Annotated in this window: 14 protein-coding genes; 13 read left to right on the plus strand and 1 reads right to left on the minus strand. The window is 39.2% G+C overall.

What is annotated here, in order from left to right:
- Positions 1-147 precede the first annotated feature (147 nt).
- The 8 genes from G592_RS0103100 to G592_RS0103135 all read left to right on the plus strand — a co-directional run bounded on the left by G592_RS0103100 (position 148) and on the right by G592_RS0103135 (position 8,183).
- Entirely contained in the window at positions 148-912 is a 765-nt protein-coding gene (locus tag G592_RS0103100) for a zinc ribbon domain-containing protein (protein WP_028246516.1), read from the plus strand.
- Positions 913-1,475: 563 nt separating this feature from the next.
- Positions 1,476-2,159: an alpha/beta hydrolase gene (locus G592_RS0103105; protein WP_028246517.1), complete on the plus strand. Its 684-nt coding sequence runs from the start codon at positions 1,476-1,478 to the stop codon at positions 2,157-2,159.
- Positions 2,160-2,239: 80 nt separating this feature from the next.
- Positions 2,240-2,899 carry a CatA-like O-acetyltransferase, family 3 gene (locus tag G592_RS0103110; RefSeq protein WP_028246518.1) on the plus strand — a complete coding sequence of 220 codons (660 nt, stop codon included), beginning with the start codon at positions 2,240-2,242 and terminating at the stop codon, positions 2,897-2,899.
- A complete protein-coding gene (locus G592_RS16895; RefSeq protein ID WP_051194733.1) occupies positions 2,896-3,411 on the plus strand; it encodes a GNAT family N-acetyltransferase in 516 nt (171 codons plus the stop codon). The genes G592_RS0103110 and G592_RS16895 overlap by 4 nt, the downstream gene beginning before the upstream one ends.
- 21 nt (positions 3,412-3,432) lie before the next feature.
- Positions 3,433-4,272: a damage-control phosphatase ARMT1 family protein gene (locus G592_RS0103120; RefSeq protein ID WP_028246519.1), complete on the plus strand. Its 840-nt coding sequence runs from the start codon at positions 3,433-3,435 to the stop codon at positions 4,270-4,272.
- A gap of 19 nt (positions 4,273-4,291) precedes the next feature.
- Positions 4,292-4,537, plus strand: coding sequence for a DUF1653 domain-containing protein (locus tag G592_RS0103125; RefSeq protein WP_028246520.1), 246 nt, complete (start codon positions 4,292-4,294; stop codon positions 4,535-4,537).
- A 132-nt stretch (positions 4,538-4,669) separates the two neighbouring features.
- Positions 4,670-5,314, plus strand: a complete 645-nt coding sequence (locus tag G592_RS0103130; protein WP_028246521.1) for an orotate phosphoribosyltransferase — start codon at positions 4,670-4,672, stop codon at positions 5,312-5,314.
- 154 nt (positions 5,315-5,468) lie between these two features.
- Entirely contained in the window at positions 5,469-8,183 is a 2,715-nt protein-coding gene (locus G592_RS0103135) for a GH36-type glycosyl hydrolase domain-containing protein (protein WP_028246522.1), read from the plus strand.
- Between the two features lie 12 nt (positions 8,184-8,195).
- Here the strand turns inward: G592_RS0103135 and G592_RS0103140 are convergent, their stop codons facing one another.
- Entirely contained in the window at positions 8,196-8,981 is a 786-nt protein-coding gene (locus G592_RS0103140) for a helix-turn-helix domain-containing protein (protein WP_028246523.1), read from the minus strand.
- A gap of 170 nt (positions 8,982-9,151) precedes the next feature.
- Here G592_RS0103140 and G592_RS0103145 point away from each other — a divergent pair, with 170 nt between their 5' ends.
- From G592_RS0103145 to G592_RS0103165, 5 genes are all read left to right on the plus strand, one after another.
- Positions 9,152-10,561: an ABC transporter substrate-binding protein gene (locus G592_RS0103145; protein WP_028246524.1), complete on the plus strand. Its 1,410-nt coding sequence runs from the start codon at positions 9,152-9,154 to the stop codon at positions 10,559-10,561.
- Positions 10,562-10,645: 84 nt separating this feature from the next.
- The gene (locus G592_RS0103150) at positions 10,646-11,611 is read left to right on the plus strand and encodes a carbohydrate ABC transporter permease (RefSeq protein ID WP_028246525.1); all 966 of its coding nucleotides are present in this window, start codon (positions 10,646-10,648) and stop codon (positions 11,609-11,611) included.
- Positions 11,611-12,459, plus strand: a complete 849-nt coding sequence (locus tag G592_RS0103155) for a carbohydrate ABC transporter permease (protein WP_028246526.1) — start codon at positions 11,611-11,613, stop codon at positions 12,457-12,459. Before G592_RS0103150 ends, G592_RS0103155 begins: the two co-directional genes overlap by 1 nt.
- A gap of 175 nt (positions 12,460-12,634) precedes the next feature.
- Positions 12,635-13,942: an ABC transporter substrate-binding protein gene (locus tag G592_RS15520; RefSeq protein ID WP_036951652.1), complete on the plus strand. Its 1,308-nt coding sequence runs from the start codon at positions 12,635-12,637 to the stop codon at positions 13,940-13,942.
- A gap of 16 nt (positions 13,943-13,958) precedes the next feature.
- Entirely contained in the window at positions 13,959-15,722 is a 1,764-nt protein-coding gene (locus G592_RS0103165; protein WP_028246527.1) for a methyl-accepting chemotaxis protein, read from the plus strand.
- Positions 15,723-15,880 lie beyond the last annotated feature (158 nt).

A 15,880-nucleotide genomic window follows, 5' to 3' on the forward strand; every position in this document is an offset into this window, starting at 1 on the left:
CTACACTGTTTTCGGTTACTTAGGTCCAATTATATCATTTTAATAAAGAAGGATAGTGAAAATTCCTTGTCTTCAAATGGCAACTGTCAGTTGCGTGCATTAAATATATCTTCATAATATAATCTATTTGTGAGGAGGTGTTAATCTATGAGTACACAGGAAGTTTTATTAGAGCTTAGAACAAAAAATGGTTTTTCTCAGGATGAATTAGCCGAAAAGGTTTTTGTCACAAGACAGGCTGTATCTCGCTGGGAAAATGGAGATACTGTTCCCAATACAGAGACACTGAAGCTTTTATCAAATCTTTATAATGTATCAATCAATACATTGCTTGGTTCGCCAAACAAGCTAATCTGCCAGTGCTGCGGCATGCCACTTGAGGATGAGATTATTGGTCGCAATAAAGATGGAAGCCTGAATGAGGAATATTGCAAGTGGTGCTACGCCGATGGTACATACACATACAGCGATATGGATGATTTGATTGAGATTTGTGTGCCGCACATGGTTGGTGAAAATTTCACTGAGGAGCAGGCTCGCTCTTATCTTAAGATTGAGCTGCCTAAGCTAAATTACTGGAAGAAATACGATGAGCTCAGTGATGGGGGACAGTTCGAGGAGTTTAAAAAGCAGCTGATTGATGAGATAAATGCCCTTGGCATAGAGGGCATGCCAAAGCTGGAAAAGCTGAACGCTTTGGTTGGTAGTTATGTGAATTTAGAGTATAAGCTGCCTAGCGGAATGAAAGTGAAGTATCTTGATGATGCAACCACATACCTTGGAAATCAGCTGGAGTCAGAAATTGTTCCGGGGCTCTGCTTTGGAATAGTTGCAAATATGGATTTCATCCTTGTTTGCACCTACGAGGCAGAGGGAGCAAACCCGGAAGTGCTGGTGTATAAGAAGAGATAAATTGGGAAAATCCCAAAATGGTGTTGTGGAAATTGGAGTTGTAGGGCATTTATCAAAAACAAATGTGATAGCCCGCATATTTATGTTATTGATTGATAAAAAAACTTGCTAAATCTAGGCACAACCCAATTATTATCAAAATATATCTTGAAAGCCTTGAGTTTAGGTTGGGCTTTGATAAAAATGAAGCTTTGATTTTCATTTAGCCTGAAAATTTATCAGTAGTCAACATAGTTATGCGGTTTTGAAGAGTTCATTTTGATAACAGTATTTTAGAAAACTTTTAAATGTGAAATCAGTGATAAACAGACCTAATGTAGTGTAAGCATAGGTCTGTTTTTTCTATGTGATATATGATGGAGACCAATCTAGTGGTACAATTTTGTTGATTTTGGGTATAATCAATATTATCCTTAAGTATGCGATGCCGAATTTCATCAGAAATTCAGCATCCGTAACAGGCATGATTTTTGGATAACAAAAATCATGTCTCAATTTATAGAAATTTCCGAATGCATTTTCCTATTTTGCATTCGGAAACCTATGCGAATAAGGAGAAAGTGATGTTTGATTGGATTTGTTTAATAATATTGGCTGTAGCTCACTATGGTCAGTCTGCTTCCTTTGTATTTGAGGATGGCAAAAGCACAGGTCCTAGCATAATATTTATAAAGCAAATGACATCATTGGATCCTGAAAATAATCCAGAGGAAGCATTTGAGGTTTACAAGGAATGGATGGATATTCGTACCACTGACCTGAATACTGTCATGGATGATTACATCACAAAAAATGGCAAAACTGAATTTGTTGCTATGGGGCATTCCCTTGGCGGAAGTGCAGCCTATGCTATGGCAAGAATCAGAAGTGATGTGATAGGTGTTGTAGCTCTTGAGTCACCATTCATGTATGACATTGAAGGTGTTGAAAACGGTAAATACGTATTTAATCAGGAAGATTATAATGTGCCACTTTTAAACATCTACTCAGACTCAGTCTACCCACATCTTTTTGAGGCTGATTTTTCCGAATATGCCAATAATAAATTATTTTTAGAGCGTTCGAACGAACAGTACACAACTATCCATTACGAGGGTGTGGGACACATGGGACTTTGCGACTTATCACGACAGTCACCAATCTTAGCAGCTATGTTTAGTGGTGGCTTCCAGAAAGTAAATGCCAGAATACAGCTGGATACTCTAAATAAAGATTGCCTGGAATGGATAGAAAATCTGAGCAAATAGATTTTTTACATCGCGGGGGGAATGAAATGGTTACAACTGCAAGATTTGCTGTGTCATAGACTTGAAATAAGAGGGAAAAAATGAATTATAAAATTATTGATAAAGAAAAATATTACAGACAGGGTGTCTTTCGACATTTCATGGAGGACTGTAAGTGCTCAACATCAATTACTGCAAAGATTGATGTTACTGAGCTTGTAAATTATTCAAAGCATACAGATACTAAATTTTACATTAATTTTTTGTATCTGTTATCAAAGGTTTTAAACTCTAGAGACGATTATAAAATGGGATTTTTATGGGAAAGTGGAGACTTGATTTGCTATGAAACAGTGAATCCTATTCAGTACATTTTTCATGAGGATACAGAGACCTGTACACCGGTTTATACTACCTACTATGAAAACTATGAGACATTCTACGTAAATGCGATAAATGATGTTGAAAAAGCAAAGGAAACAAGAGAGTATCAATTAGATATGATGAATCATCCAAATTGGTTTGATGCATCATACATTTCATGGCTTTCATATGATGCTTTACATGTTGAACTTCCAGATGGATATCCTCACTTTGCACCTATTATTAATTGGGGCAAGTATAGCCAGCAGGATGGAAGATTTATGATGCCACTGACAGTTAGGTTGAATCATGCTATTGCAGACGGTTATTTAGTTTCATTGGTATATAGACTTTTGGAGAAGGAAATAGCTTCTTTTTGCAGAGGTAATAAGGGATGAGAATAGAGACAGAACGACTAATAATTACAGAAATGACTATGGACATGGCTATGGATGTACATAAGAATTCTCTTGACGAAGATATCAGAAGGTATGTACCAGATGAAGTATTTGAATCATTAGAGGAAGCAGAAGAAACTATAGAGTTCATAATCTCTCAATATGGGCATACAGAGGGACCTTTAATATATGCTTTACTTACAAAAGAGACAGATAAAAACATAGGATATGTACAGTTGGTTCCAATCGGAGAAGGTAAATGGGAGATTGGCTACCATGTTGCAAAAACATTTACCAGAAATGGATATGCAACTGAAGCGGTCAAGGCATTTCTTCCTGTGATATCAGAGTATGTTGGAATAACTGAAGTATACGGAATTCGACTAAAGGAAAATGTTGCCTCAGGGCGTGTTTTGGAGAAATGCGGTTTTAAAACATTTTTTGAGGGAGAAGGACCTTATCATGATGGAGTATATGAGATAAGTAAGAGTGTTTGGAGAAAAATTTGCTGAAGATAGGAGAATTTTATAGTTATGCGAGTAAATGATAGCTGTGCAAAGTGTATGTATGACCGACAATGTGCTAAAAATGACAATAAGGAGTATCTTTCTGAGATAAAAAAGCTTCTTGATAATAGACCAGAGGATATAACTAGTGCTGAGCTTAATATGGAGTTTAATAGACTTCATGAGAAATATATTGGAAAGCTGCCAGATTTTAAAGATGAAAAGAAGCAGTTTAATGATTTGGTTCTATCTATGGAATCGGATTTACGTAAAGAAATAGAGGCAAGTGAAGATCCTCTTGCAACAGCTATTATTATGGCAAGAATCGGGAATTATATCGATTTTCCAGTACTTGGGAATGTTGATCCAGATGAGTTCCTGCAGCTATTTGATAATACGCAAATGCGAAATGATGAATTGGATGTATATCATTCATTTTGTAAGCAATGTGCAGAGGCAAAAAGCTTCTTGCTTCTCACAGATAATTGCGGTGAGATAGTATTGGATAAGCTGATGTTGGAGCAGCTGAAAAAGCGATTCCCAAATATGGAATTAACTGTAATGGTTAGAGGAGAAGATGTTTCAAATGATGCTACCATGGAAGATGCCACTTATGTTGGTATAGATAAAGTGGCAAATGTAATTACAAATGGAAGAAAAATGGCAGGAACAGTGTATGAACTTGTTTCTGATGAGGCAAGGGAAGCAATTGATAATGCAGATGTAATATTATCAAAGGGGCAGGCTAACTTTGAGTCATTTTCAGGTGATGGCCGTCATGCCTTCTATACATTTTTATGTAAGTGCCAGTTATTTATAAATAGATTTCAAGTGCCTAAATTTACAGGAATGCTTGTGGAAGAATAAAAAAATATAGGAGAATAAAATGCAAGAATTAGTATTACACAGAGTGTATAAGCACTTTAAAGGTGATTATTATTTAGTGGAAGATGTGGCCCGTGATTCTGAAACACAGGAGGAAATGGTTGTGTATCGCAAGCTTTATGATGATGGTTCTCTATGGGTCAGACCTAAGGAGATGTTTTTATCTGAAGTAGATCATGAAAAGTATCCTGAAGTAAAGCAGAAGTATAGATTTGAGCTTCAGGAAATTGCAAGTAAAAAACATTAAGCTATTTAAGAAGAGATTTTTTTGAAGATAAAAAATTCACACTTTTAATTTTCAGTGTATGATATAATAACTTTGCTAGAAAGAATTTTGTACATGGGGTTATTAATTTGGCGTTAATAAAAGGGGGTTATTATGCTAAAAGAGTATACTAAAATTCCTGCACCACTTAATTCAGAAGTTGCACTGAAGATTATTCCTGGTCACTTCGCTACCAACCACTCACACATCACTAATTATATGGAGATTGGTACAATGAAGACCAGATGCAACGAGGCACAGGGTGTTGCCCAGCTTCTTGCAATGCATTATTCAGTACAGACTCCCGTTGACACAATCGTATGTGCCGATGACATGGAGGTTGTTGGAACATTTTTAGCTATGGAACTTACAAAAGCCGGTGTTGCTAACTACAATCAGCACAAGACTATTTACGTAACATCACCAGAGCTTACCTCAACAGGACAGAGTATTTTCCGTGATAATATGCAGCTGACAGTCCGTGATAAAAATGTGCTTTTACTCTTTGGCTCTCTTTCAACTGGACGAACAGTAGAAAGTCTTGCAGAATGCGTTAAGTATTATGGAGCTAAGATTAGCGGAGCATGTGCTATTTTCTCAGCTGTACGCCAGGTTGCTGGTATCGACATTACAGCAGTATTCCATGATGAGGACATACCAAATTATGCATCTTATCCTCTTCATGATTGCCCACTTTGCAAGCAGGGAGTACCAATCGATGCCATTGTAAATTCATTTGGATATTCGGAATTACGATAATCAATCAAGCCACCTCAACCGAGGTGGCTTATTTTTTGAAAAATGTTTTCGGTTCACAAATCTGATATTAAATCATGGATTTGATAACAATTTTCAAAATCGCAGCGTATAATACGACACATCATAAGAAAACAAATTTTGTGAGGGGTATGGTATGTTAAAAACAATCAATACAGATAAGTTTGAGTTTTTAGATGACAAAGGAAGCTTTAAAATTGGCAGAGCTGAAGACACAAGCTACCTATATTTTCCTATAGCTGGTGAGAAAGGATTGAAGTCATCTGTCACACCTAATCTTGGTGGTGACGCTATGGTGAATCAGGAAACATTCCTTCTTGAGCCAGTGAGCGTGGAGAATCTTCACAATAATAAAAATGGCCGTAACTTCTGGCTGTATATGGATAATGGTTCAGTATGGTCAGCAGTTGGTACTTCTGCAGAGCAGGAGAGTAAGAAATTCACTATGGAGCAGGATGAAAGTCTTGTTTCAGCAGGATTCATGTGGCATACAGCTACAAGAGCAAATAGCAGTTTTGGCGTATTGGCAGAGATTACATCATTTGTCCCAGTGGATTTAAATGTTGAAGTCATGTCAGTAACAATAAAAAATATCTCCGATCAGACAAAGGTTATAACCCCTATCGCAGCAATTCCTATTTTTGGACGTTCTGCGGATAACCTTCGTGACCATAGAAATGTTACATCAATGCTCCATCGAATTTCTACTATAGATGAAGGTGTTACTGTTAAGCCTACCATGTCTTTCGATGAGAAGGGACATAGACTTAACAATAAGACATATTTTGTAATTGGATTTGACGAGAATGGCAAAAAGCCAGAGTCATTCTTCCCTACTGTAGAGTCATTTATCGGTGAGGGCGGAAGCTTTTCAAAGCCAAGAAGTGTATATCGCCAGGAATCAGGATGTGGCGCTGGGGAAAACTTCGCCGGTCTTGAGGCTGTTGGTGGATTAAAGTTTGCCAAAGCAACACTTGCACCAAAGGAGGAAATCGTATATACGGTTTTAATCGGTGTAGCTGAGGATGAGGCAGAGCTTGAGGCTGCAAAGAAAAAGCTTGCATCAAAGGATGATGTTGAAAAGGCTCTTGAAGCTACAAAGAAATATTGGAGCGACAAGGTAAATGTAAGCTTCCACACAGGCAATAAGGAATTTGATCAGTTTATGGCATGGGTAGCTTTCCAGCCATTCCTTAGAAGAGTATATGGCTGCTCATTCCTTCCATACCATGATTATGGTAGAGGTGGAAGAGGCTGGAGAGATTTATGGCAGGACTGCCTGGCACTTCTCTTCATGGAGCCAGATGATGTTCGCAAGATGTTAGTTGCAAACTTTGGTGGTGTCAGAATGGACGGAAGCAATGCAACAATCATAGGTGACGGTCTTGGTAACTTTATTGCAGACAGAAATGGAATCGCAAGAGTCTGGATGGATCATGCATATTGGCCACTTAAGACATTGCTTCTATATATTCACCAGTCAGGTGATTATGAGATTCTCAAGGAGAAGGTTCCTTACTTTAAGGATTCCATCGTACACAGAGGAAATCTCATAGATAAGAAGTTTGAGACAGAGGGCAACCACCAGTACCGTGAAGATGGCAAGGTTTACGAGGGCTCTATTATCGAGCACCTTCTTGTTCAGAATCTCTGTGCATTCTACGAGGTGGGAGAGCACAATACATTAAAGCTTCGTGGTGCTGACTGGAACGATGCTCTTGATATGGCATCACACAATGGAGAGTCAGTTGCATTCTCATATGCATATGCAGGAAATCTTAAAGATCTTGCTATCCTAATCCAGGAATATGCTAAGAATGTAGGCATCGACACTATTTCCATTGCATCTGAGTTAAATGTGCTTTTGGATTCTCAGGTTCGTATTTACGAATCAGTAGCAGAGAAGACAGAGCTTCTAAATAATTATTGTAAGCTTGTAGAAGGTGATGTCTCTGGTAAGCAGATTTCACTGCCAGTTTCAACACTTGTAGCTAAGCTTATGGAAATGTCAGAGTGGTTCACAGCACACTTGAATAAGCAGGAGTGGATTTCAGGTGATGAGGGCCAGGGATGGTTCAACAGCTACTATGATGACAGCTGCCGCAGAGTAGAGTGCTACGACATTGATGATGAAAAAACTCGCATGATGCTGACAGGTCAGGTATTTGCAATTATGGGTAATGTGGCAACTGACCAGCAGATAGAATATATAAGTAAGGCCGCTGACAGATATTTGTACAGGGAAGAGATTGGAGGTTACAGATTAAACACTGACTTCCATGAACTCAAGGGAGACCTTGGCAGAATGTTTGGCTTTGCTTACGGGGAGAAAGAAAATGGCGCGGTATTTTCACATATGGCTGTAATGTATGGAAATGCATTGTATAGAAGAGGCTTCGCAAAGGAAGGTTTCAAAGCATTAAATGCTCTTTCTGAAGCATCAATGAATTTCAATGTAAGTCACATGTATCCTGGTATCCCTGAGTATTTTGATGCTAAGGGACGAGGCAAATATCCTTACCTGACTGGGGCAGCATCATGGTATTTATTGACTATGATTACTGAAGTATTTGGTGTAAAGGGTGAAGCAGGAAATCTGTGTCTTGAGCCAGCTCTTTTAAAAGAGCAGTTTGATGAAGCCGGTGAGGCTAAGATTAGTTTGAACTTTGCTGACAAGAGATTTGATATCGTATATGCGAATCCATCAAAGTTCCAGCATGGTACATATAAAATAAAGGCGGCCAGCCTTAACGATGGTCAGCTCGCCTTTAATGATTCTAAGGTTACTATCTCGCGAGATGTTATTGATAACCTACCAAAATGCAATAGCATTATCGTGACTTTAGGATAACAATATATATCTTCATTCTTCATGGGGGATGTAATCCATTATGTCCCCCGCAGTTCCTTTCCAATGAGTACCGTAATACTTTTCACGGTACTTTTTTGGTGTAAGGCCAGTTTCTTTTTGGAAGAGCTGGCAGAAATGACTCTGAGATGTAAATGAAAAATAATTTGCTATATCAACAAGAGAGTAATCGCTATATCTAAGAAGATTCTTTGAAGCTTCCAATTTCGCATTTCTAATATAATCGCTGGTGGAAACACCTAATTCCTCTTTGAAAAGACGAGAAATATAGCTGGCTGAGTTGCTAGTGTACTCAGCGAGATCCTTTACGGTGATACGATCCTTTAAATGTGAATAGATGTAATTCATACATTCTGTCATAGGACGGGAAAGTCCAGCGTTCTGACGAATGATTTTCATCTTATATGTATAATCAGTAACCATTTTGTCGTGGAGTTGTTCCATCATTTCTATAGAAGTAATATCATCCAAACGCTGGATGTAAAAATCACTTAGTCTATAAGATTTTTCCATTTCCATTCCATTATCTACGCATAAGCGAGAGATGATGGCAACAGAAACTACAAAATGATATTTAAGATTCTGAAGGGGATCTTTGGAAAGCTGACCTACACCAGCCTGATTTAAAAACTCATGATTAAGACAGTTATCACGAATGGCGTCGATATCGCCTTTTGCAACCTGCTGATAGAATAGCAGCTCGGCATTCTGATGACGATGAACAATAGTTTCATCATCGTCGTTGACATTGTAAATAAAGAAATCTTTTTCCGCTTTCATAACATTACCTCCGCGGGTGGCCTAACAAAATTTTTATAAAGCATAGCATGAATTTATTATTTTCGCAATGAATTTGATATTAAAAAAATCGCCGAAAAATTAATATAGTAAACGTTTAAGGGAGATAAAAAAGAAATCCCAAAGTAGTTTTCTTTAAGGAGGAAAAAGTAATGAAAAAAAGAGTAGTTAGTCTTATGCTTGCCTTCTCGATGGTAGCAGGACTTACAGCTTGCGGGGGAGACGCAGCTGGCGCGGGCAGCGGTGCAGCAGATGCTGGTGCGGACAGCAGCTACGTTGCAGCAGGCGAAGAAGGAAAGGTAATTAACATTTACTGCTGGAACGACGAGTTCAGAACAAGGGTAGAAGCAGTTTATGACAAGGTTGATCACACATCTGACGATGGAACAATCACATACCTTACAGATGGTACAGAGATTCACTGGACAGTAAATCCTAACCAGGATGGTGTATATCAGTCAAAGCTTGATGAGGGTCTTTTAAATCAGGCAACAGCAGCTGATGATGACAAGATTGATATGTTCCTTTCAGAGACAGATTATGTTGTTAAGTATACAGATGCTGCAGCTGATGTAGCAATTCCACTTACAGACCTCGGTATTGACCCAGCAACAGATTTAGCTGATCAGTATGATTTCACAAAGACAGTTGCTTCTGATGCTAATGGTGTACAGAGAGGTTCTACATGGCAGGCTTGCCCATGTCTTTTCGTTTATCGTAGAGACATCGCTCAGGATACATTTGGAACAGATGATCCAGACGAGATTCACGCAAAGGTTGCTGATTGGGCAACAATGAAGGCTTCTGGTGAGGAGCTTAAGGCTAAGGGTTACTACACACTTGCAGGTTACGCAGATACATTCCGTGCTTATGGAAACAGCATTGCAAATCCATGGGTTGAGGAAGGTTCAACAGAGATTAACGTAGATTCACAGATCATCAACTGGATCAACGATTCAAAGGATTGGCTTGATGCAGGTCTTCTTGACAAGAACATCAAGGGTCAGTGGACAGATGATTGGAATAAGTCAATGGGTTCTGCTTCAAAGGTATTTGGTTTCTTACTTCCAGCTTGGGGTATCGATTTCGTACTTAATCCAAACTGGGATGGCGAAGCTGGTGCTTGGGCTGTAACAGATGGTCCACAGGCATTCAACTGGGGTGGTTCTTTCGTTCACGGTTGTGCTGGAACAGATAACCCAGAGCACGTTAAGGAAATCATCCTTGCAGTTACAGCAAACAAGGATAACCTTATGAAGATCACAAAGGATTACCTTGATTTCACAAACACAACTTCAGGTATGAAGGAAATCGCAGAAGATGACAGCTTTGGTGCAGAGTTCCTTGGTGGTGAGAACCCATTCAAGTACTTCCAGCCAGCAGCAGCTTCTATTGAGATGACAACACTTTCACCTTACGATCAGGGTTGCGTTGAGCTTATCCAGAGTTCATTTGGTGATTACTTCCAGGGACAGGTTGATTTCGATACAGCTAAGGCAAACTTCGAAAAGGCTATCATGGAGAGATATCCAGATATCACAGCTGTAAATTGGCCTGAGTAAGAATATTAAGTAGCTTTCTCTATTCATCCCAAATATATAAATGGGGCAGGCTTAAGTCTGCCCCGAATTTTTAAGGAGATTTACATTATGAAAAAAGCAAAAAGTATAAGCCGTGCAAAGTATGGCTACCTCTTTATCTTGCCTTTCTTTGTGACTTATTTCATTTTTTCATTGATACCACTGTTAGACACGATTAGGTATAGTTTTTATGAATATTACCGCTCTGGTCTTCGTATCGTAGGACCATCTTTCGTGGGATTTGATAACTATATCAATGTGATGGGTGCGGATTTCTTCACATATATGGGAAATACCTTTATCCTTTGGATGATTGGATTTGTTCCACAGATTATCATCGCACTTTTACTTGCTTCATGGTTTGTAGATGTTCGATTGAAAATCCATTGCGAACAGTTCTTCAAGGTGGTGATATATTTACCAAATCTTATTATGGCATCAGCTTTTGCAATGTTGTTCTTTACACTGTTTTCTACTTCAGGTCCTGTTAACAACATCCTTACAGGTCTTGGACTTGTAAATGGCCCAATCGATTTCATGGGTACACCAGTAGGAACAAGACTTCTTATTGCACTTATGAATTTCCTTATGTGGTTTGGTAATACAACAATCATGCTTATGGCGGCAATTATGGGGATCAGCCCTGACATTTTCGAGGCTGCATCAATCGACGGCTGCACACCTAGACAGTCATTCTTCCACATTACATTGCCACTTATCAGACCTATTTTGACTTACACATTAATCACATCACTTATCGGTGGTCTTCAGATGTTTGACGTTCCTCAGATACTCACAAACGGACAGGGAAATCCAAACAGAACAAGCTATACACTTATTATGTGGCTTAACAACTTACTTCGCGCTCCAGATTACGGTCGCGCAGGTGCACTTTCAGTTTATCTGTTTATTGTCAGCGGTATTCTTTGTCTCTTTGTTTATAAGATGGTAAACGGACAGGATAATGATGCCAAGGCTGAAAAGAAAGCTGCCAAGAAGAGAATGAAGGCAGCGAAGGGAGGAAAGAACTAATGGCAAGAAAAGATTTTGCGGGAGTTGCAAGAAGCTTCATAGCACATTTAGTTTTAATTATTCTTGCTTTTATGTGCTTATTCTTCTTCTATATTTTGATTATTAATTCTACATGTTCACATGCGGATTTACAGAAGGGCTTCTCAGCTCTTCCAAAGAATTACTTCGGTAAGAATTTTAGCGCAGTTGCTAATGACGGTACATTCCCAATGATGAAGGGTATCGGAAACAGTATTATCGTATCCAGCCTGTGCGCTGCAATCTGTACATACTTCTCAGCTCTTACAGCTTATGGACTTTATGTTTATGACTTTAAGCTTAAGAAGGTGGCATTTACATTCATCATGATTATCCTTGTAATGCCTACACAGGTTACAGCACTTGGTTTCCTTCGTCTTATTACAAATATGGGATTATACGATACATTAATCCCACTTATTTTACCTTCGATTGCAAGTCCAGCTGTTTTCTACTTCATGTACAGCTACCTTCAGTCAAATCTTCAGCTTTCACTTGTAGAGGCTGCAAGAATTGATGGATGCGGCGAGATGAAGATATTCAATAGAATTATCTTCCCTATCATGAAGCCGGCTGTTGCAGTACAGGCTATCTTCACATTCGTAGGTTCATGGAATAACTACTTCGTTCCAGCCCTTGTCCTCCAGTCAAAGGAGAAGGCTACAGTACCTATTCTTATTGCTACTCTTCGTGGTGCTGATTATATGAACTTCGATATGGGTAAGGTTTACATGATGATTACAGTTGCAATCGTACCTATTATCATCGCGTACTTGTTCCTTTCTAAATTCATCATTGCAGGAGTTGCTCTTGGTGGTGTAAAGGAATAGTGCTCCTTTAATTATTGAGTCTCCTTCGGGAGGCTCTTTTTTTGCCTAGGATAATTATCAGATAATACTCTCTAAAACTGTGAAATTTAATAGATAATTCACAGTTTTTTAATCTATGTTCCGTATACTAATTGGGGAGACATATGCTTACTAATAGGGCAGGAGGGGAAAACTTATGAGAAAGCAGATTAGTGTGTGGATGTGCTTGTTCCTGGTTATGGCCACTGTTTTGGGTGGTTGTGGAAAGCAGGAAGAGGCAGCAAGTGGTGATACTGGTGATACATCTGCTGGTGGCTCAATTACGATGGTAAACATCAAAAGTGAGATTAATTCTCAGGTTGAAGAGCTTGCTAAGGCTTATCAGGCAGCCACTGGCGTGGAGGTAAAGGTGATTAATGTCCCAGCTGGTGTTGATGCACAGGCAACATTAAAGGGATATTATCTGTCTGATCAGATGCCAGATATTATTGCCTGCGAGGCATCGGGCTTTGGCAATTGGGAAGGTCTGCTTGTAGATATGAGCGATCAGGATTGGGCAAAGAAGACAGAGGCAGCTTATGTGGACAGTACATATGGAACGTTGGGATTTCCATATACTACTGAGGCCATCGGCTTGGCATATAATGCTGATATTTTAGAGAAGTGCGGTGTTGATCCTGCTTCCATTACAGGACCAGATGCTCTTCGTGCTGCTTTCGAAGCAGTAGCTGCTAATAAGGATGCATTAGGACTTAAAGCAGTAATTGGTTATTGTGCAGAGCCAGTTAATTTAGGCTGGTCAGCTGGTAATCATATTACTGGTGCATATATAGATTCTGGATTGGCACGTGATGATACAACCTACATCGATATGATTGCAAATGATAAGAAGGTGGATGATTCCAGATTCCTAAATTTTGCAAATATGATAGGTTTGTTTAATCAATACTCTGACCCAGAGCTTTTAACAACTGGTATTTACGATGATCAGGTTGCAAATTTCGCAGCTGGAAAGTACGCATTTATCACACAGGGTTCATGGATTGGTGCATCTCTTACCTCTTCTGAAGCTTATGCAGCCGCAGGAAGCTTCAAGGTAGGAATGGTTCCATATGCATTTGAGGATGGAATGGAGACAATACTTACAGCGGCACCTTCATGGTGGGCAGTATTCAAGGAAGGAAATGTGGCAGCATCTGAGGCGTTTCTTCAGTGGTGTTCAGAGGATGCAGGCCAGAAGATTTTGGTAGAATCAGCAGGTTGTGTAAGCCCATTTACAGATTGCAAGTATGTGGCTTCAGATCCATTCGCACAGACTATTTCAGACTACATTGCGTCAGGAAAAACCTCCAACTGGCATTGGATGAACCTACCTGAAGGTATTGGTAACGGAGAAGGAGGCTTCTGCTACAGCTATTATAGATATGCAAGTGGAGAGCTTACTGCGGAAGGCTTTAGGGATGAGTTCAATCGTACCATTGAAGAATGGTACGCTAAATTGTAGGAAAGGGGGGATTATAGTGAACGAGAATAAAAAAGTAAAAGTAAGCGGAATTCATTCTATTATTGTTCAGATATCAACCCTAAATGTAGCAATGCTTATTTCGTTCCTGGTTGTTATGAGTTTGAGTATGAGGGCTATGAATACCTCTACAAGCAGCAGTGTGGAGATGTTTGACTCAATGATGGCGCAGACTACTCATGAATCAAATCTTAAAACTGATGTTATGACCCTATACGATCAGGTTATTGGATACGTTGCATCAGGATCGGTAGAAACCCAGGAAGCCCTCCTTCCTCAGATTGAAGTTGCAAAATCAAATATTGAACAGGATATTGCTGATTTAAAGAATGATTTTACTACATATCACAATGAGGCAGCAGTAGCACAGCTTGAGGAAATATCCGGTCAGTATACAAGAATGTGCAAATTTATAGATAACGCAATTGCAAAGAGCGATGCAGGTGATCAGGAAAATGCTTATGCGTTGCTTTTTGATAAGGCTGAAATCCAAAAGGTAGCAATTATTCATTCCATGAAGGTGCTTGATGAAGCTATCAGCGCTAATGCCGAAAGCACTAAGGCTGATATGAATTATTTGCTTAATAGAGGCACGATAGTAGCAGCTATCGGTACAATAGTTATTATTCTCCTTCTCACAGTCAACTTCATCATCAGCTACAGAAGTATTGTTCTTAGAATTAAGCAGATTAGCGATGAGGTTAACGGAATTATTGATAACATCCAGAAGGGACAGGGTGACCTTACAGCAAGAATTAATACAAAGACCAGATCAGAGCTTCTTTATATCAAGAATGGTATAAATCATTTCATTGAGACACTTCAGGGAATCATGAAGGATGTTAAGGACGGTACAGTTGTCCTTACAGAAAGCTCTGAGGAGGTTAATTCGCAGCTTCAAATTGCAGATGACAACGTAACAAGTTCTTCTGCAGCTCTTGAGGAGCTTTCAGCTAACATGGAATCTGTAGTTGGCATTCTTGCATCTATTAATCAGAGTGTAGAGGATGTTAAGGAAGCTGCTGAGAAGATTACAAATCAGGCTGAGGAAGGCGCGCAGACAGCAAACGAAATTAAGACTGAGGCAGATGAGCTTCAGATTAAGGTTAATACCAAGAAGTCAGATGTAGGCATTAAGATGGCAAATCTTTCAGAGACACTTGAAAAGTCAGTTAAGGATTCAGAGAAAGTTGATCAGATTAGTGATCTTACAAATGATATTTTGGACATTGCCAGCCAGACAAATCTTCTTGCTCTTAATGCTTCTATTGAGGCTGCAAGAGCAGGTGAAGCAGGAAAGGGCTTCGCAGTTGTTGCTGATGAGATTAGTAAGCTTGCTGCTAATTCAAGACAGACCGCAGCTACTATTCAGGAGATAGCCAGTGAAGTTACAGCGGCAGTTAAGACTTTGGCTTCCAGTGCAGAAGAGGTTCTTGATTTCATCAATGGAACTGTAATCGGAGATTATGATGAGTTCGTTGATACTGGCGAGAAGTATGGACATACTGCAGAAGTTATGAACGAGATGCTTACTGAGTTTACAGAAAAAGCTGAGAGCCTCAACGTGATAATGAAAGATATGGTTGATTCTGTAGATACAATTACAAATTCCGTTCAGGAGAGCTCTACAGCAATTACAATGAGTGCTGAAAATTCGGCTGAGATTGTTACCGGTATCAAGAACATTTTCAAAGCAATGGACAAGAATACCGAGGTTACAGAGCAGCTGAACGATACAACTCAGAAATTTACATCTCTGTAAAATAATAGTTGCAATTAGATTTGGTGCAACGTATAATACGGACATGGGTTAAAAGGTTTTCGCTTATTATGGCGAAAACCTTTTGTTGTCTAAAATTCTTTTTTATCTCTTTTTATCCCCAACAAAAGGTTCGAGCTCTGTAATTATAGTTTTATGTA

The organism is Pseudobutyrivibrio ruminis CF1b, assembly GCF_000424005.1.
In the GTDB taxonomy this organism is placed as follows: Bacteria; Bacillota; Clostridia; order Lachnospirales; family Lachnospiraceae; genus Pseudobutyrivibrio; species Pseudobutyrivibrio ruminis_C.